Origin of the sequence: Salinisphaera sp. T31B1, from assembly GCF_040361275.1 — a bacterium.
Lineage (GTDB): Bacteria > Pseudomonadota > Gammaproteobacteria > Nevskiales > Salinisphaeraceae > Salinisphaera.
The window spans coordinates 185,277-202,127 of record NZ_APNH01000004.1; the positions used below are offsets into that span (position 1 = coordinate 185,277).

Consider the following 16,851-nt stretch of genomic DNA (forward strand, 5'->3'; position numbering starts at 1 on the left):
TTTGCACCGCCGCAGGTAAACCGCTCATGAAACGACATCAGGTTCGCGAGGTCATGGCCATCTCGCCGGTCATTCCGGTGGTGGTCACCCCAACCGCCGAGGCGGGCGTGGAGATCGCCCGCGCGCTGCTCGCCGGGGGCATAGGGGTGATCGAAGTCACCTTGCGCACCGCCGCCGGCCTGGATGCGATCCGGGCGATCGGCGAGCACGTGCCGGATATCTGTGTGGGCGCGGGTACGGTCTGGACGGCGGCGGAGGCACAGAACGCCTCCGACGCCGGGGCAGCATTCATCGTGTCGCCCGGCATCAGCGACGCAGTCGGCGATCGCTGTGCCGAGCTGGATCTGGCCTATTTGCCGGGCGCGCAGACCGTCAGCGAGATCGCCCATCACCGGCGGCGCGGACTCGACGCGGTCAAGCTGTTTCCGGCCTCGGTGGTCGGCGGGCCGAAGGCGATCAAGGCCTATGCCAGCGTCTTTCCCGACCTGCAGTTCTGCCCGACCGGCGGTGTGTCCAGCGACAACGCACCCGATTATCTCGCCCTCGACTGTATTCCCTGTGTCGGCGGGTCCTGGCTGGTCGACAAGACCGCGGTCGCCGAGGGGAACTGGCAGGCGATCACCGATCAGGCGTCGGCCGCGGCCAAACTCGGCTGACTGCCGACCGACGGCATGAGCGGGCGGTCCGCGCCGTCGGGCGAGCTCCAGGCGAACCGCCGATTGCCGCCTCGCAGGCTGCGGTCACGCATCCGAGTCGGACGGTCGTGCAAGCGATTGGTGCCCGCTTATCGTGCCACAGGGCCCGTGTACGGTTGGTTCCGGCCCGTGTCGTCCGCCAACCCGAGCGGCCGGCGCAAGCCACCCAGGCCGGGATGGTCGGCCGGGCGCATCAACCGGGCTGGGGCGCTGCGCCGTCGGCTTCCAGCGCCCGCCACATGAACCAGCTGCCCACGGATCGGTACGGCTGCCATATCCGGCAGGCGGCCTCCAGCGCCTTGGGCTTGGGCAGTTCGTCCAGCCCGTAGGTCAGCGCATAACCCTTGCGCACACCCAGGTCGTGAATGGGCATGACGTCCGGCCGGCCGAGATGGAACAGCAGCAGCATTTCCACGGTCCAGCGCCCGATGCCCCGGATCGACGAGTACATCTCGATGAGCTGGGTATCGTCGTAATCCCCGATACGTGATTCGTCCGGCAGTTCGCCAGCCAGTTGAGCGGCGGCCAGGGCCTGCAGGCTCAGCATCTTGTTCCGCGACAGGCCGGCATTTCGCAGGGTCGCGTCGTCGGCGGCCGCGATGCGTTCGGGCCCGGGGGTATCGCCACCGCCGAGCGCGTCGAGCAGGCGTCGATGGATGGTGCCCGCCGCCTTGCCGGACAGCTGTTGATACACGATGGCGCGCATCAACGAATGAAACACGTCCGGCGCTGCGGTCGTCGACGGGGCATAGGGGCCGCACCGTGCCATCAGCTCGGCCAGTTGCGGGTCCGCGGCGGCCAGGTGGTCGACCGCCGCCTGCGCGTCGAAGGCCAGCTGCGTGGGCCGTTGCGGCGATACGAACTCGGCCATCAGACCCCCATCAAGGCCTGGGCGATCGGCGTGTCGCCGGCCAGCAACTCGAACTGCCGGCCTACGGTATTGGGCGCGTCCAGCGTTTCGAGCAGCACCTGCGCCACGTCGTCGCGGGGAATGTCGCCGTAACGGCCCAGATCCTTGGCAATATCCACACGGCCAGTGCCGTCATCATCCAGCAGATGGCCGGGACGCACGATCGTGTATTCGAGCCCCGAGGCCCGCAGGTGATCGTCGGCGGCCTTTTTGGCGGCAAAATAGTGCCGCATCTTTTCGGGGCCGTTTTCGGGCGTGTCCGCGTTCATCGATGACACGATCAAAAACCGCCGCACGCCGGCCGTCACGGCCTGGTCTATCAGGCTGATCGCGCCACGGCGATCCACATCGTCGGTCTTCTCGGGCGGCGTGTGCCCGCCCGAGCCGGCGGTGAAGACCACGGCCTCGCAGCCGGCCAGGGCCTGGCTGCAGTCGCCTTCAAGATCTGCGACCACGGTCTCGGCCGCGCCGAGACGGCTCATCTCGTCGACCTGATCGGCACGGCGGACCATCGCGCGTGCCTGGTGGGAGCTCTTGGCCATGCGGCGAACCAGCCGCTGGCCGATCTGTCCGTGGGCGCCGGCGATCAGTACCTTCATGTCGGTCTCCTTGCGTGGGGCAGGCCCAGCCGGTGGTGCCGGTCGCCCCCTGCTTGAATAACGTCTGTGACCTACAACATTAGGTTTCGAGCTCACAATGCAAGCAATCGACCGGAGCGGTCGAAAGGAACGCACATGATCGACCTCTATACCTGGACGACCCCGAACGGCCACAAGGTGCATATCGCGCTCGAGGAGATGGGCCTGGAATACACCGCCCATCCGATCAACATCGGCAAGGGCGATCAGTTCGGCGAAGAATTTCTCAAGATCAGCCCGAACAACAAGATTCCCGCGATCGTCGACCAGGACGGGCCCAACGGCAAGCCGTACAGCCTGTTCGAATCCGGCGCCATACTCATCTATCTGGCCGAGAAGACCGGACGCCTGCTGCCGAACGATGCGGTCAAGCGTAACGACGTCATGCAGTGGCTGATGTTCCAGATGGCCAGCGTCGGCCCGATGCTCGGCCAGGCGCATCACTTCAACAAGTATGCGCCCGAGAAGATCGAGTACGCGGTCAAGCGCTACGAGAATGAAGCCAATCGTATCTACGGCGTCATGGACCGCCGCTTGGCCGACTTCAAGTTCCTGGCCGGCAACGACTACTCCATTGCCGATGTCGCCACTTGGCCCTGGCTGCGCAGCGCCGAAACCCAGGGCGTGAACATCGACGACTACCCGAACGTGCGTCGCTGGTTCGAGATGATCGGCGATCGCGAGAACGTCAAGAAAGGCCTACAGGTCCTGGCCGACCATCACACCGATCTGAGCAAGGACAAGGATGCGATGGAGAATATGTTTGGGAGCAAGCAGTACGAGAAGCGCTAGTCGCGCACACTGCGTTCGCAGACGTGTCCGCACATCCATCCCGTCCGATATATCAAAGCCCGCCGAGCGCGGGCTTTTTTGACGGTGGCATCCGTGCGATATTCAAATCTAAGCATCAAGCCGCCGCATCGAACACCATGTGAATCGTCCACGCATCAGAATATTGTCTGCCTAATACGGACAAGCGCTCCAAGTGTTGTATTCAGGCAGCGGTTATGGCGTTAGGTAGGCTGGTTGGCCGAGCGTTAGGTGAACGAATGTCGTCGAATTGGCGTTAGCTCAACAGGTTTAAATTTGGCTTCTGTTTTCACCGCGGTGCTTTCAATCGTCGCGATTACTCAACGAGCTCGTCAAGCTGGTGGAGAAGCATCAAAAGATGTTAATGGAGCCATGGAATGAGTTCTTTAGCAATTGATGTCGTGCCACGTACGACTCACGTTAGATCGCTCGTCATTCCCAACAAACATACGGGTGCGTGCGGGGGGGGGGGCGAACTTCGTCGTTCCTAAGGGCCAAGCCGTGATCAAGGCGTTTCAATCAAGTGCTGGCGAACGGCGTCATTGTTGTTCCGAGTGCGGATCACCGCTTTACTCGAAGGCGCACGAAAGACCGGATAACGTCTCGTTATACAGTGGCACCTTGGACAGTGATCCGATTGTGCGGCCAACGGAGCACATCTACACCGGCTCGAAAGCACCGTGGCTCGAGATTTGTGACGGCCTTCCTCAGTTTACCGAGGTACCGGGGTAGTGAGCCTCAACACGCTGCTTCAGCCCCGATCGTTAGACATGATGAAGAGATGAGACTGAAGTGGGCGACGGAATTGCAGGCTCGTTGAGAGGGCTGCCGTCCTCGGAAAAAATCGTTCTGTTGCGGGAGTGCCGGCATGGCAACGGCACGGAAAGTGTGCATTTTCGCCTACACGTTTCGCACCTATTCTAGACGTAATCCGATGGCGGGCGTAATGCCTTTGAGGCGCCGTCACGAAAGAGGCCGGCCTTATGATTTCCGTCGTTTCCCTGCTTCTCGTGTTGGCCCTGTCGATGTTGGTGATCCGCATCGGGGCCGTCGCCTTTTCCATGACGGGCTTGTCCGAAGAGGTGGCAAGCTTTCAAGCGCTCTCGGCCTTCTCCGGCGCCGGCTTTACGACTGAGGAAGCGGAGGCCGTCCTGAAGGACCCGGCACGGCGGCGGGTCGCAACGTTGCTCATCCGCCTTGGCGCTGTTGGCATGGCATCGTCTATCGCGACCCTGTTGCTTTCCTTCGTCGGGGCCGGGGCGGCTACGCCGGAGCGTCTGTTGGTGCTCGGCCTGGGCGGGCTCGCCCTCTTCGCCCTCGCTCAAAGCCGGGCCTTCAGCCGCATTCTCACGCCGCTCATCGGGCGTGTACTCGCCCGCTATACCACGCTCGAGTTGAGGGACTATGCGGATCTGCTGCATCTGCGCGACGACTACCGCATCGTAGAGGTGGATATTCGAGAGCATACCTGGCTGGCCGAAGGGGCCATTGGCGAGCTCGACCTTCCCGGCGAGGGCGTTCTCATACTAGGCGTCGTGCGGGGCGATGGCGATTATGTCGGGGCGCCTCCACCGGAGTTGCGCCTTCGCCCCGGTGATCTGCTGGTCCTCTACGGGCGCAACAACCGGCTGCACGAACTCGCGAGGCGGGCACCGGGGGATCATGCGACCCAGCGCGAAGCGAGAGCCGAGCACCTCAGGAATTACAGAGAGCAGACCAGACAACGAGACGAAAAGGGTGAGACATAACGACTCGTCACTTTCCGCGCAGCCGTTAAACAGGCCCCGTTACGTTCTTTTTATTATTCGTCGAATAACCGGGACACGATCACGTTCGACGGCCTTCAAGCTACACAGATGCGAACGAATCGGCGGTTACGTCCATTCGAGCGAGGCTTCAAACGACGGGCCGACGAGAGGCACCGGAAAGCGCTGCAAGACGACTCCTTATCGCGGCGTTACCCGATGGCCGCAAGAGCGGCCGGAGCGTACTGCCTCAAAAGCTCTGCAGACGGCGCCCTACTGCGCGGTCAATACCGTCAACCCGATATGCGGCGAGTTGGTTGACGGCGAAAATCGTCGCCCGCCGAAACCTCGCACCGATTTGCTAAAGCGGGGTCGACGCGTTATAGCTGGGTTCGAAACGAGACGACGATTCAGATATCAACTATTCGAGCGCGGAGCCGCGCGGGCGGCCAGATTCCGGCATGACGACCGCGCTCGGGTAGACACAGCCCATGCTGTCTCACTCGAGCGACCTGTTCGCGAAAACCCTCTCTTGGATTGTATTCGAAGGCCGCCGAGCCGGACCAATAGGCACGGCCCGACGAATCATATAACCCATATCTAAGCCCGTGTGCGCCATGACGGATCAAGAACATCCACGTAACGCAGATGCCGATGGATCAAGGCAAACCACTGGCAGCGGCGGCCCTCGGCCAGGCAGAACGACCGCCGTGCTGGGGCTCGTGCCTGCGCCCGAACTGCCCGCGGATATCGCCAATCAGTTCGCTCGCCAGCTTCCCGAGCTTTTGGCCAACTATGTAGACGATCGCCGCGACTGGAAAGTCGAGGTCGTCGAATCGCCGCTCGTCGGGGCGGTGGAGGATACAGCGCGCATTATCGAGCAAACCGAGGAATACAAGCAGCGCCACGGTTGGGATTACGCTGTGTGTATCACCGATCTCGTTATTTGCGAAGGCAAGGATTTCGTGGTGGCTGAGGCCAGCATGGCAAACGCCGTCGCCCTGATTTCTTTACCCTCATTCGGATCGATGGGCCTACGTCGGCGCCTGCAGGAGGCGATACTGCAGCTGGCCAATGAACTGCGCCATGGAAGCTCCGACGCCGATCGCGAGCGCCAGGCGCAGCAGACGAGAAAATCGCTTAAGGTCGACGAAAGTTTGCGCGGCGAAGGCGCACGACGACTAACGGGCGAGCGTTTTTTCGAGCAATTGTTTCCGATCAAGAGAATAACACCGGATAAAAACGAAAAGACGCCGGTCGACGTTCGTTTTATTACCCGGTTTGGCGGAAACTTCAGAGTGCTTGCCGGCATGGTGCACGCGAACGGCCCATGGACCGTCTTCCCCGCCTTTAAAAGTATAATCGCCGTGGCGTTTGCCACCGGCGCCTATGGCCTGATTTTCCCGACGCTGTGGAAGTTGAGCGATGCGTACCAAGGGCCACGTTTCATCCTGCTGATGGTTGCCTCGATGGTCGCAATGGTCGCGTGGATCATCATCGCGCACCGCCTGTGGGAACCCGTTCGCAAAGCCAATGCGCCGCGCATGGCCAAGCTCTACAATACGGCCACCGTGCTCACCCTTAGCGTCGCCGTGGTGGTTTACTACGCGTGTCTATTGGGTCTGTTCATTCTTGCCGTATCCATCATCGTGCCCTCCACCTTGCTCGAACAGCAGTTGGGGCACCCGATCGGGCCAAGTAATTACATCGTGCTGGCTTGGCTGGCCACTTCGGTGGCCACTATCGCCGGTGCGATTGGCGCAGGCCTCGAGGACGAGGATACCGTGCGCAATGCCACCTACGGGTACCGCCAGCGACAGCGGATTCAAGCGGTGGATGAAGCGACCGAGTCGGATGATTAGCGCTGTCAGTGTTTCAGGGCATCAAGGTCGGCCAACGGGATATCGAACTGTCGGAAGCGTATACGGTTTCCCGGGCCGACGCGCAGCCTCAGCAAGCTATGCTGTGCGGGTCACTTGTTCGCTCCGGTAAGTCTTCCTTCGCGTCCTGAAGATTCCAATGACCATTCAAAACCAATACGACCTCGACGGTATTCTTGCCATCGGCCGAATCGTCGCTGACATCCGCGACGCGATGCTGGCTGCGGTCGAGCCCGGCATGACGACGGCCGAACTGGACGAAATCGGCGGGCAGATGTTGTCGCGACTGGGCGCGACGTCGGCGCCGATGAAGTGCTACGACTTCCCGGGGTTCACCTGTATCAGCGTCAACGAAGAGGCCGCCCACGGCGTGCCCGGCGCACGGGTGATCGGTGCGGGCGATATCGTGAACGTGGATGTGTCGGCCGAGCGTGATGGGTATTACGCCGATACGGGCGGCACGACCGTGGTTTCGCCGGTGGCCGACGACAAGGCGGCGTTATGTCGGGCCACCGAGCTTGCGTTGGAGCGCGCCCTGGCCGAGGTGCGTGCGGGGGCGCGGCTCAACCGGATCGGCAAGGCGATCGAGCGTGTGGCGATATCGCATCGGTTCAAGGTGATCGAGAATCTGGCCGGTCATGGCCTGGGCCGGTCGTTGCACGAGGAGCCGGAAAGCATTGTGGGCTTCTACGATGCGGCCGATCGCCGACGATTGGCGTACGGGCAGGTGATCGCCGTGGAGCCGTTTCTGTCGACGCGCAGCACCTTCGTCTCGGAAACCGATGACGGCTGGACGCTGGTCGGCCATCCGGACAGCCGGTCCGCCCAGTTCGAGCACACGATTGTCGTGACCGACGGCGCACCGATCATCGCCACGCGGTCCGGGGCAGCCGCTTGACGACTGCGCGGTGCTCGGCCGCCCGCATGGGCGGTTGGCACGGCACGGTGTGCGACGCGCGATTAGTGGACAATTCACGGCGTGAACCCTGTCCGAGCCAGCCGGCGGCGCTCCAAAGGTTCGGAGGCGGTGACGGCCGCCCGTGTATCCTCGCCGGGCTGCGTGCCGAACCCTGGGCGATGAGCCATGGGATGTTGGCCGCACCACTCACGACCCGATCACACCCAGGGAGAACCGGCCATCGCCAAGAGCCATCTTTCCAGAATCGCCGCGGTCGCGGGTGCACTGGTGCTGCTGTGTGCGCTCGTCGTGTTGGGCTACGTCGTCGCGCCGGCTATCTTCGGCGGCGCAGGTGCCGATAGCCGCACCGCAACGCTCGCCAACATCTCCACCGAGATGAATACGGATCTGCCGGCCCGGGTCGATGCCGGTACGCGGCTGGACAGCACAGAGGCCCACGGCGAAACGCTGCAGTACAACTACACGCTGCTGGCGCCGATGGCCGAGCGTGTCGATCCGCAGACGTTCGCCTCGGAATACGGGCCGCGCATCCGGCAGGCAATGTGTGCAAAGAAACATCTGCGCCGCTTGCTGACGCGCAAGTTCAAGCTCCTGTACCGCTACCGGTTCGAAGACGGGACACCGGTCGGCGAGGTCACCGTGACGCGTGCGGATTGCCGCGCGTGAAGGCCCTTGGTCGGCGGCGTTTGCGCGGGCACCCGAACGATCGGCCGATATCCGATAGACCATGACGCCGCGCACAAAAAAGGGCGAGCCCCTGACGGCCTCGCCCTTTTGCCTGCGGCGCCCGTACGCCGGGCGCTAGAACATCTCCGAGGCGCCGACTTCCCGCTCCTGGCCATCCTCGCCGTAGCGGTTGTTGATGTGATCCCCGGTGATCATCTGCTTGTAGCTCATGCCGGGGCCCACCATCGGGTACACGCCGGCGTCCGGATCGATCATCACCTCGAGAAACGCCGGCCCCTGGAAGTTGAGGAACTCCTCGATCACGCGGGGCAGGTCGGCCGGATCGGTGAGCCGGGCGGCATACTCGAAGCCGTCGGCCTCGGCGGCCTTGATGAAGTCCTTCTTGTGCAGCGACTTGTCCGAGGCGGACAAACGGCCCTTGAAGAACAGCTTCTGCCACTGTTTGACCATGCCGTCGCCGTTGTTGTTGAGCACGACGACCTTCACGGGCAGGCCGTAGGTGGTCACGGTCTCCATTTCGCCGATGTTCATGCGAATCGATGCATCGCCGTCGATATCGATGACCAGCTTGTCGCGCCGGGCGAAGGCGGCGCCGATGGCCGCCGGCAGGCCGAAGCCCATCGTGCCCATGGAGCCCGAGGTGAGCCACAGCCGCGGCTCGCGGAAGTCGAAGTACTGGGCGGCCCACATCTGATGCTGGCCCACGCCGGTGGCGATCACTGCGCGTCCGTCCGTATGCTTGTTGATCTCCTCGATCACCGCGTACGGCTGGATCATCGCGGTGTCGCGAGCGTAGTTCATCGCATAGTGGCGCTTGAGCTCGGTGACGTGCTCGTGCCAGGCCGAGAAATCGGCCGAAAAACCGTTCTCGCGGCCGTAGGCCAGCACGCGCGACAGGCTCGGCGAGAACAGCCCGACGTGATGCCAGTCCACGGCCTTGACCTTGCCGATTTCGGAGGCATCCGCATCGAAATGGACCAGCGCCTTGGCGTTGGGCGCGAACTTGTCCGGCACGCCGGCCACGCGATCGTCGAAGCGTGAGCCCACCGCGATCAGCAGATCGCAATCGTCCACGGCATAGTTGGCGAAGGCGGTGCCGTGCATGCCGAGCATGTGCAGCGACAGGGCATCGGTGGTGTCGAACGCGCCGATGCCCATCAGGGTGGTCACCACCGGAATGCCGAAGGCCTGGGCGAGGGCGCGCAGTTCGCTGGCGGAATCCGAGTTGATGACGCCGCCGCCGGCATAGATCAGCGGTTTCTCGCTCGCAGCCAGCAGCTCGAAGAAACGCGCGCACTTGTCGTCGGTGAGCTCGCTTTCGCGCAGGTCGCGCATGCGCTGGCGATAGCCGGGCACGGCCAGCACGCCTTCGCCGCGAAACGCGCCTTCCCAGTTCTGGACGTCCTTGGGCACGTCGATGACGACGGGGCCGGGGCGGCCCGAGCGGGCGATCTCGAAGGCGGTACGCACGGTGGCCTCGAGTTTGTCCGGGTCGGTGACGAAGAACACGTGCTTGGCGGCACTGCTCATGATGTTGGACACCGGCGCCTCCTGGAAGGCGTCGGTGCCCACGGCCGCGCGCGCGACCTGGCCGCAGATGAGCACGATCGGCACCGAGTCCGCCATGCAGTCGCGCACCGGCGTCACGCAGTTGGTCGCGCCCGGGCCGGAGGTGACCATGGCCACGCCGACCTTGCCGGAGGCGCGTGCATAGCCGGCCGCCATGAAGCCCGCGCCCTGTTCGTTGGCGGGCACGATCAGCGGCATGCGGTCGTGGTTGTCGGCGTTGTAGCGGAAGATCGCGTCGTAGGTCGGCAGAATCGCGCCGCCCGAGTAGCCGAAAATGGTGTCCACGCCTTCGTCGGCCAGTACCTGTACGATCACTTCCGCGCCCGAGAGGACGGTCCCGCTCAGCGGGTGTGGATCGGTCGAGGTATGGACGTACTGGGCTTGGCTCATGGGATCACCCAATTGGCAGCGTGGAAAACCGCGAATTATAGCGCACAAACAACCGTGCCCGGCCAGTCTACAAGCCGTCAGCACGGGCGCGCCGGTTGCTTCGCTTGTACATTGCGCGTATTTTGCGCGCTTTGCAGGCGCGCCCCACGCATAATTCAAAGGCATTGCAGCAATGCGACACGTCATATCCGTTCTGATGGCCAACGAAGCGGGCGCGCTCGTTCGCGTGGCCGGCATGTTCTCCCAGCGCGGCTTCAATATCGAGACGCTCAACGTCGGGCCGACCGAGGACCCTTCGGTGTCGCGGCTGACGCTGGTGACCGAGGGCACCGAACACATTGTCGAACAGATCAACCGCCAGCTGCTCAAGCTCGTCGACGTGATCGACGTGCTGGACATGACCGGCGACGAGCACGTCGAACGTGAGCTCGCGCTGGTCAAGGTGCGCCTGGCCGAGGGCCAACTCTCGCTGGAAGCGCTGGCCGACGGCTATGACGTCGACACCATCAGCGACGACGGCGAAGTGCGGACATTGAAGTTCGTCGGCGCCGGCGACGAACTAAACCGGTTCGTGGCGACGCTCGAGAACGCCGGGGTGCTCGTGGAGCTGGCGCGCAGCGGTGCGGTCACCATGACCCCGGGTGCCGCCGCCGGTCTTCATTACAGCGAATCGGATGCCGACCCGGCCTGATCACACACTCAATCGATGCGGCCGAGGCGTGCCGTGTCCAAAGCCATAAACCGCAGGAGAAAGACCTTGAGCATGAACGTGTACTACGACAAGGACGGCGATCTGTCCCTGATCCAGAGCAAGAAAGTGGCCATCATCGGCTACGGCTCGCAGGGCCACGCCCACGCCAACAACCTCAAGGACTCCGGCGTCGACGTCGTGGTAGGCCTGCGTGAAGGCTCGTCCTCGGCCAAGAAGGCCGAAGCGGCCGGGCTGGAGGTCGCGAGCATCGAAGACGCCACCGCCGGCGCCGATGTGGTCATGATCCTGACGCCGGACGAACTCCAGGTCGCGCTGTACAACGACAAGATCGAGCCGAACATCAAGCAGGGCGCAACGCTCGGCTTTGCCCACGGGTTCAATATCCATTTCGATCTGATCGAAGCGCGCAAGGATCTGGACGTAATCATGGTCGCGCCCAAGGGCCCGGGCCATCTCGTGCGTACCACCTATGAAAAGGGCGGCGGCGTGCCGAGCCTGATCGCGGTCGCACAGGATGCCTCCGGTCAGGCCAAGGACGTGGCCCTGGCCTATGCCGTGGCCAACGGCGGCGGCCGTGCCGGCGTCATCGAGACGACGTTCCGTGCCGAGACCGAAACCGATCTGTTCGGCGAGCAGGCCGTGCTGTGTGGCGGCACTATCGCACTGATCCAGGCGGGTTTCGAGACGCTGGTCGAAGCCGGCTACGAGCCCGAGATGGCCTATTTCGAGTGCCTGCACGAGGTCAAGCTGATCGTGGATCTGATCTACGAAGGCGGCATTGCCAACATGCGTTATTCGATCTCGAACACGGCCGAATACGGTGACATCACCCGCGGTCCGCGTCTGATCACCGACGAAACCAAGGCCGAGATGCGCAAGATTCTCGCCGAGATCCAGACCGGCAAGTTCGCGCGTGAGTTCATCGGCGAGCACCAGGCCGGTATGCCCACGCTCAAGGCGAGCCGTCGGCTGGCTGCCGAGCATCCGATCGAGCAGGTCGGCGACAAGCTGCGCGGCATGATGCCGTGGATCGCCAAGGACAAGATCGTCGACAAAACCCGCAATTAGGCGGATGCTGACGGTCTGATCCCTCGGATTCGCAGTCGCCAGGTATGCGGCGCAAGACGTTATTCCATGTCGTGCCGGAAGGGTGGGCGGTCCTGATCGGGCTGGCCGCGGCGGTTCTCATCGTGAACGCCGCGGTCAGCTGGGTCTGGGCACTGCCCCTGCTGGCTGCGTTGATCGTCGCAGCCCTGTATTTCCGTGACTCACCGCGCAACGTACCGGCCGAGCCGCTGGCGATCATCGCGCCCGTGGATGGACGCGTCGTTCATCGACGGGAATGCTACGACCCCTTCCTGGACCGGGAGGCGATCAAGATCTCGCTGCAGGTGCATCTGCTGGGCGCGTATCTGATCCGTTCGCCGGTCGAGGGCACCGTGCTCGAACTCACCGGCGAGGCGATCGATGCGCTCGACGGGGTCGCTTCGCGTATTCGCACCGACGAGGGGGACGACGTGATCATGGTCATCCGTCACGGCAGCCTGTTCGGCGCCCGCCCCTGTCGAAGCGAGTTCGGCGAGCGCGTGGGCCAGGGCCGCTGTTGCGGTCAGCGACGGCTGGCTCGCCGGGTCGATCTGTATCTGCCGGTGAATTCCCGGGTCGAGGTCGAACTGGGCGATCATGTCTCGGCCGGCGCCTGTGTGCTTGCCAAGCTCGTACACAAGAAGGCCGATCCGCCGCGGCAATCGGACGGCGGTTCGCCGAAGCTGGCGGCATCCGCGTAGTATGCAACGCGCGGACTGCGGTCCGTGCGATCGACGGATCGCGACAAAGGGCGACGGGTGGTTGCGGCGCGCAAGCGCTGCCCGCAGCGGTCGGACGCCCTCCGGTTTTACCAGAGTAACGTCATGAGCGAGCAAAATTCCGCGGCAACGAGCCGCCGTCGGCGCGGTATCTACCTGCTGCCCAATCTGTTTACCACCGGCACCCTGTTCGCGGGTTTCTACGCAATCATCGCGGCGACCCAGGGGCGCTTCGTGGTGGCGGCGGTGGCGATTTTCGTTGCCATGCTCACCGATATGCTCGATGGGCGCGTGGCGCGCCTGACCAATACCGAAAGCGATTTCGGTATCCAGTACGACAGTCTGGCCGATCTGGTCGCGTTCGGTCTGGCCTCCGGGCTGATCGCTTATCTCTACAGTCTCGACAGCCTGGCCTATTACAGCAACGTCGCGGGCAAGCTCGGCTGGCTGGCGGCCTTTTTCTATACTGCGGCGGCTGCGCTGCGGCTGGCACGATTCAATATCACTCGCGGCGGTGCGGTCGAGAAGAAGGTCTTTCTCGGGCTGCCCAGCCCGGCCGCAGCCGGGCTATTGGTCGGCTTTGTCTGGGTAAGCGCGGATTTCGATGTCAGCGGCGCCCAGCTGGTGGTCCCCGTATTCCTGCTGACGGTGGCCGCCGGGCTGCTCATGGTCAGCAATGTCCGCTACCACAGCTTCAAGGATCTGAACTTCGGCGAGCGGGTACCGTTTCGCTATATTCTGTTCATGCTGGTCGTATTCGTGCTGATCATTCTCGATCCGCCGCGGATACTGTTTCTCGGCTTTTTCGTCTATGCCGCGTCGGGGCCGATACTCGCGTTGCGGCGCTGGCGTCGTCGGCACGCTTCGCGAGGCTGAGCCAGGCGATCGACGGCTGCCAATCACGGCCCGAGCGGTTAGGCTAGCGTCATGAGTACAGCACAACGACGTCGGATGCTCGATGCGCTGGGACTGGTGGCATGGCGACCGCGCGCCGATGGCCCGCTCGCGGGTGGGCGCCGGCCGGGCCCGGCGCACCCCTCGGCATCCGACCGCGGTGCCGGGCCCCTCGAACAGGCCGACGGGCCCGAGCGATCGGCGGCTCCGTCGCAACCGGCGGCCCATCCCGTGCAGCACTCGGCTGCAGCGGCTGTCGAGGCCGGGGCGGCCCCCGGCACTGCATCTGCGGAACCGGACATCGGCTCAGATCGCCCCGCACCGCAGACCGTCGATATCGACCCGGTCCGTACCGACCACGACGACAAGACCGGGGCCGCATCCGCGGCGCCGGCCGGTGCGCCGCTCGCCGACATGGATTGGGACGCCCTGGAGGCATGGCTCGGCGAACAGGATCATCGCGGCGCGCAGCGCCCGGTATTCGGGGTCGGCGCCCGCGATGCGGATGTGCTGATCGTCGGTGAAGCGCCGGGCGCCAACGAGGATGCACAGGGGGTGCCGTTCGTAGGCCGCGCCGGGCAGCTGCTCGACCGTATGCTTGCGGCGATCGGCTGTTCACGCCAGCACAACGTGTATATCACCAACATCTGCAAGTTCCGGCCGCCCAACAACCGTGACCCGAATGCCGATGAGGTCGCCGCCGACTGGCCGGTGCTGGAGCGTCAGATCGAGCTGATGGACCCGATGCTGGTTGTTGCGGTGGGGCGCGTAGCGGCCCAGACGCTGTTGGATACTCAGGAAGCGCTGGGCAAGATGCGGGGCCGGATGCACCGCTATCCCCGCCGCGAGCTCGATGTGCTGGTGACCTATCACCCGGCCTATCTGCTGCGCAGCCCGCAGCAGAAAGCCAGGGCCTGGGAGGATCTCAAGCGGATCGCGCATCGCATCGCGCAGGGACGCGCGGCCCCATGAGCGCTGAGGTCGACCAGCTCATTCGTGTACGGGGCATGCGCGCGCGGGATGTGCCGGCCGTGCTGGCCATCGAGCAGGTGTCCTACGGCTATCCGTGGAGCGAACGGATCTTCCGGGATTGTCTGCGGGTGGGTTATCGGGGCTGGGTGGCCACCGATCTGAACGAGGCGGTGGTGGGCTATGGGCTTTTATCGGTCGCCGTTGGCGAAGCCCATGTACTGAATCTGTGCGTGGCTCCGGACTGGCGCGGTCGCGGCATTGCCGCGCTGGTGCTCGAGGCGATGATTACCCAGGCCGTCGCCGAACGTGCCGAGACCGTATTGCTCGAAGTGCGGCCGTCCAATCGGTCCGCCCGCCGGCTGTACAAGCGCCGCGGCTTCAAACGCATCGCCACTCGCCCTGGATATTATCCGGCCGCCGATGGGCGCGAGGATGCCTTGTTGCTCGCGCTCGAGCTCGATATCTAACACGGACACCTTCTGCCATGGCGATCACCTCCGCGCGCGGCGCGCAGTTCAGCTGGGCGCTCTACGACTGGGCCAACTCGGCATTCGCCACCACGGTTGTTGCCGGTTTCTTCCCGATCTTCTTCAAGACTTACTGGAGTGCGGGCCATCCGGCAGAGACGAGTACGCTCCAGCTGGGCCTCGGCAGCGCACTGGCAAGCCTGGTCGTGCTCATGCTCGCACCGCTGGCCGGCGCGATCGCCGATCGCAGCCGGCGCAAGAAGCTCGGCCTGGCGCTGGCCACCGGCCTGTCCGTGGCGGCCACCGCCGGGCTGTTCTTCGTCGGCCAGGGCGCCTGGCTGGCCGCGCTGACGTTGTTCGTGGTCGCCTCGATCGGTTTTTTCCTGGCGATGGTGTTCTACGACAGTCTCATCGTGGATGTGTGCAGCGCGAGCGAATACGATCGGGTGTCGGCGTTGGGCTACGGCCTGGGTTATCTCGGCGGTGGGCTGCTGCTGGCGGTCAACGTGGCGATGACGCTCGCACCCGACTGGTTTGGCCTGGCTGACCGGGCCGAGGCCGTGCGCTGGGCGTTTGCCAGTGTGGCGCTCTGGTGGGCGGTGTTTTCGCTGCCGCTGTTCCTGTTCGTCGACGAGTCCCGCAACGCCGAGACGCCGGGGGCGCGCGAGGCACTGCGGGCCGGCCTGTCCGAACTCCGGGCCACCGCGCGGCGCATTCTCGGCGAACGCGCGGTGTGGATGTTTCTGCTGGCTTACTGGCTGTATATCGACGGCGTGCACACGATCATCCGCATGGCGGTCGACTTCGGGCTGAACCTGGGTTTCGGCCAGGAGAGTCTGATCACGGCGTTGCTGATGGTGCAGTTCATCGGTTTTCCCGCCGCAGTCGGCTTTGGCTGGCTGGCCCAGCGCTGGGATACGAAGAAGGCGATATATCTAGGCCTGGCCGTGTATGCCGGGATCACGGCGTGGGGCTACTTCCTGGCCGAGGTCTGGCAGTTCTATGTCATGGCTGGCGTGATCGGTCTGGTCCAGGGCGGGGTGCAATCGCTGTCGCGCTCCTACTTCGCCCGCCTGATACCGGACGGCAAAGCCGGCGAGTATTTCGGCATTTACAACATGATGGGCAAATTCGCCGCCGTCATCGGCCCGCTGCTGGTTGGCCTGACCGCGGCGCTCACCGGCAGTGCGCGCCTGTCGATTCTGTCGGTGCTGATTCTGTTCGTGGCCGGCGGCTGGCTGCTTACCCGGGTCGACGTTCGCGAGGCCCCGAGCGCCGGCTGATCGGCGGCCTCGAAAGACCGATGCCGTGACGCTGGGCGTTCGGATCGAACGTGCCGCCGCGCGCGTGGAACACGGGCCGCGGATTGGGCCGAACCCGTATCCGATCGAGACGCCGGAAGGCAAGCGTCCGGCGTCATGGCGTCCGATCTCGGTCTCCGATTCGCCGCGGTGCGGGCGTCTATCGGAGCCCGCTTCGAATCGCGTGGGTCCGTTGTGACACGATCGCTCCCTGTATTTGCCCAAGCGTTTGGTACGGGCCGGCCGGCGACACCCCGCTCGTCCGCTATGGGGCGTCGATCACCTGCGGCGCCCCTGCTCGATCGGCCGGATGTGCGTATGGCGCCGGTAAAACGGGCTGGCCAGACGTTCGCGCGCTCGTCTACCGCGTGCAGCCTGTCCTGTCTATGTCGAATCGAGCGAACCGTCGTCGGCCACGGGTCGTATACAGCGGTTCGCTTCACGCCGGATCGGCGGT

At 64.1% G+C, this 16,851-nt stretch carries 17 protein-coding genes; 14 read left to right on the top strand and 3 right to left on the bottom strand.

Annotated features, from left to right (window positions below; translation table 11 throughout):
- Positions 1-26 precede the first annotated feature (26 nt).
- A complete protein-coding gene (locus tag T31B1_RS15580) occupies positions 27-656 on the top strand; it encodes a bifunctional 4-hydroxy-2-oxoglutarate aldolase/2-dehydro-3-deoxy-phosphogluconate aldolase (RefSeq protein ID WP_353250449.1) in 630 nt (209 codons plus the stop codon).
- A gap of 232 nt (positions 657-888) precedes the next feature.
- Here T31B1_RS15580 and T31B1_RS15585 read toward each other — a convergent pair whose 3' ends face one another.
- Together T31B1_RS15585 and T31B1_RS15590 are read right to left on the bottom strand one after the other, a co-directional pair.
- The gene (locus T31B1_RS15585) at positions 889-1,566 is read right to left on the bottom strand and encodes a DNA-3-methyladenine glycosylase family protein (RefSeq protein ID WP_353250450.1); all 678 of its coding nucleotides are present in this window, start codon (positions 1,564-1,566) and stop codon (positions 889-891) included.
- Entirely contained in the window at positions 1,566-2,204 is a 639-nt protein-coding gene (locus tag T31B1_RS15590; RefSeq protein WP_353250451.1) for an SDR family oxidoreductase, read from the bottom strand. The genes T31B1_RS15585 and T31B1_RS15590 overlap by 1 nt, the downstream gene beginning before the upstream one ends.
- Before the next feature lie 135 nt (positions 2,205-2,339).
- On the opposite strand from T31B1_RS15590, the gene T31B1_RS15595 reads away from it, so the two are divergent.
- The 6 genes from T31B1_RS15595 to T31B1_RS15620 all read left to right on the top strand — a co-directional run bounded on the left by T31B1_RS15595 (position 2,340) and on the right by T31B1_RS15620 (position 8,263).
- Complete coding sequence (locus T31B1_RS15595) at positions 2,340-3,035, top strand: glutathione binding-like protein (protein WP_353250452.1); 696 nt, start codon at positions 2,340-2,342, stop codon at positions 3,033-3,035.
- A gap of 414 nt (positions 3,036-3,449) precedes the next feature.
- Positions 3,450-3,785 (top strand): GFA family protein, encoded by a 336-nt coding sequence (locus T31B1_RS15600; protein ID WP_353250453.1) that lies wholly within the window; start codon positions 3,450-3,452, stop codon positions 3,783-3,785.
- A gap of 251 nt (positions 3,786-4,036) precedes the next feature.
- Positions 4,037-4,801 carry a TrkA C-terminal domain-containing protein gene (locus tag T31B1_RS15605; protein WP_353250454.1) on the top strand — a complete coding sequence of 255 codons (765 nt, stop codon included), beginning with the start codon at positions 4,037-4,039 and terminating at the stop codon, positions 4,799-4,801.
- A gap of 614 nt (positions 4,802-5,415) precedes the next feature.
- The gene (locus T31B1_RS15610) at positions 5,416-6,660 is read left to right on the top strand and encodes a hypothetical protein (RefSeq protein ID WP_353250455.1); all 1,245 of its coding nucleotides are present in this window, start codon (positions 5,416-5,418) and stop codon (positions 6,658-6,660) included.
- Between the two features lie 157 nt (positions 6,661-6,817).
- Entirely contained in the window at positions 6,818-7,576 is a 759-nt protein-coding gene (map, locus tag T31B1_RS15615; protein ID WP_353250456.1) for a type I methionyl aminopeptidase, read from the top strand.
- Positions 7,577-7,762: 186 nt separating this feature from the next.
- Entirely contained in the window at positions 7,763-8,263 is a 501-nt protein-coding gene (locus tag T31B1_RS15620) for a hypothetical protein (protein ID WP_353250457.1), read from the top strand.
- A 135-nt stretch (positions 8,264-8,398) separates the two neighbouring features.
- On the opposite strand, the gene ilvB is transcribed toward T31B1_RS15620, so the two are convergent.
- Positions 8,399-10,243 carry a biosynthetic-type acetolactate synthase large subunit gene (gene ilvB, locus T31B1_RS15625; protein ID WP_353250458.1) on the bottom strand — a complete coding sequence of 615 codons (1,845 nt, stop codon included), beginning with the start codon at positions 10,241-10,243 and terminating at the stop codon, positions 8,399-8,401.
- Between the two features lie 172 nt (positions 10,244-10,415).
- Between ilvB and ilvN the strand changes: the two genes are divergently transcribed.
- The 7 genes from ilvN to T31B1_RS15660 all read left to right on the top strand — a co-directional run bounded on the left by ilvN (position 10,416) and on the right by T31B1_RS15660 (position 16,376).
- Positions 10,416-10,934 carry an acetolactate synthase small subunit gene (gene ilvN, locus T31B1_RS15630; RefSeq protein WP_353250459.1) on the top strand — a complete coding sequence of 173 codons (519 nt, stop codon included), beginning with the start codon at positions 10,416-10,418 and terminating at the stop codon, positions 10,932-10,934.
- A gap of 72 nt (positions 10,935-11,006) precedes the next feature.
- Positions 11,007-12,023: a ketol-acid reductoisomerase gene (gene ilvC / locus T31B1_RS15635; protein ID WP_353250696.1), complete on the top strand. Its 1,017-nt coding sequence runs from the start codon at positions 11,007-11,009 to the stop codon at positions 12,021-12,023.
- Positions 12,024-12,067: 44 nt separating this feature from the next.
- A complete protein-coding gene (locus T31B1_RS15640) occupies positions 12,068-12,742 on the top strand; it encodes a phosphatidylserine decarboxylase (RefSeq protein ID WP_353250460.1) in 675 nt (224 codons plus the stop codon).
- Between the two features lie 123 nt (positions 12,743-12,865).
- Complete coding sequence (gene pssA, locus T31B1_RS15645) at positions 12,866-13,636, top strand: CDP-diacylglycerol--serine O-phosphatidyltransferase (protein WP_353250461.1); 771 nt, start codon at positions 12,866-12,868, stop codon at positions 13,634-13,636.
- A 75-nt stretch (positions 13,637-13,711) separates the two neighbouring features.
- On the top strand, positions 13,712-14,626 hold the full coding sequence (locus tag T31B1_RS15650; protein WP_353250462.1) for a uracil-DNA glycosylase: 915 nt from the start codon (positions 13,712-13,714) through the stop codon (positions 14,624-14,626).
- Positions 14,623-15,093 (top strand): ribosomal protein S18-alanine N-acetyltransferase, encoded by a 471-nt coding sequence (gene rimI / locus T31B1_RS15655; RefSeq protein WP_353250463.1) that lies wholly within the window; start codon positions 14,623-14,625, stop codon positions 15,091-15,093. Before T31B1_RS15650 ends, rimI begins: the two co-directional genes overlap by 4 nt.
- Before the next feature lie 17 nt (positions 15,094-15,110).
- Complete coding sequence (locus T31B1_RS15660; protein WP_353250464.1) at positions 15,111-16,376, top strand: MFS transporter; 1,266 nt, start codon at positions 15,111-15,113, stop codon at positions 16,374-16,376.
- Positions 16,377-16,851: the final 475 nt, after the last annotated feature.

What these genes read in the sequence shown, in the direction of transcription:
- T31B1_RS15595 (WP_353250452.1), top strand. Translation starts at nt 2,340, where the DNA reads ATGATCGACCTCTATACCTGGACGACCCCGAACGGCCACAAGGTGCAT.
- ilvB (WP_353250458.1), bottom strand. Translation starts at nt 10,243, where the DNA reads ATGAGCCAAGCCCAGTACGTCCATACCTCGACCGATCCACACCCGCTG.
- ilvN (WP_353250459.1), top strand. Translation starts at nt 10,416, where the DNA reads ATGCGACACGTCATATCCGTTCTGATGGCCAACGAAGCGGGCGCGCTC.
- map (WP_353250456.1), top strand. Translation starts at nt 6,818, where the DNA reads ATGACCATTCAAAACCAATACGACCTCGACGGTATTCTTGCCATCGGC.
- T31B1_RS15650 (WP_353250462.1), top strand. Translation starts at nt 13,712, where the DNA reads ATGCTCGATGCGCTGGGACTGGTGGCATGGCGACCGCGCGCCGATGGC.
- T31B1_RS15590 (WP_353250451.1), bottom strand. Translation starts at nt 2,204, where the DNA reads ATGAAGGTACTGATCGCCGGCGCCCACGGACAGATCGGCCAGCGGCTG.
- T31B1_RS15580 (WP_353250449.1), top strand. Translation starts at nt 27, where the DNA reads ATGAAACGACATCAGGTTCGCGAGGTCATGGCCATCTCGCCGGTCATT.
- T31B1_RS15605 (WP_353250454.1), top strand. Translation starts at nt 4,037, where the DNA reads ATGATTTCCGTCGTTTCCCTGCTTCTCGTGTTGGCCCTGTCGATGTTG.
- pssA (WP_353250461.1), top strand. Translation starts at nt 12,866, where the DNA reads ATGAGCGAGCAAAATTCCGCGGCAACGAGCCGCCGTCGGCGCGGTATC.
- T31B1_RS15585 (WP_353250450.1), bottom strand. Translation starts at nt 1,566, where the DNA reads ATGGCCGAGTTCGTATCGCCGCAACGGCCCACGCAGCTGGCCTTCGAC.
- T31B1_RS15660 (WP_353250464.1), top strand. Translation starts at nt 15,111, where the DNA reads ATGGCGATCACCTCCGCGCGCGGCGCGCAGTTCAGCTGGGCGCTCTAC.
- T31B1_RS15610 (WP_353250455.1), top strand. Translation starts at nt 5,416, where the DNA reads ATGACGGATCAAGAACATCCACGTAACGCAGATGCCGATGGATCAAGG.
- rimI (WP_353250463.1), top strand. Translation starts at nt 14,623, where the DNA reads ATGAGCGCTGAGGTCGACCAGCTCATTCGTGTACGGGGCATGCGCGCG.
- ilvC (WP_353250696.1), top strand. Translation starts at nt 11,007, where the DNA reads ATGAACGTGTACTACGACAAGGACGGCGATCTGTCCCTGATCCAGAGC.
- T31B1_RS15620 (WP_353250457.1), top strand. Translation starts at nt 7,763, where the DNA reads ATGGGATGTTGGCCGCACCACTCACGACCCGATCACACCCAGGGAGAA.
- T31B1_RS15640 (WP_353250460.1), top strand. Translation starts at nt 12,068, where the DNA reads ATGCGGCGCAAGACGTTATTCCATGTCGTGCCGGAAGGGTGGGCGGTC.
- T31B1_RS15600 (WP_353250453.1), top strand. Translation starts at nt 3,450, where the DNA reads ATGTCGTGCCACGTACGACTCACGTTAGATCGCTCGTCATTCCCAACA.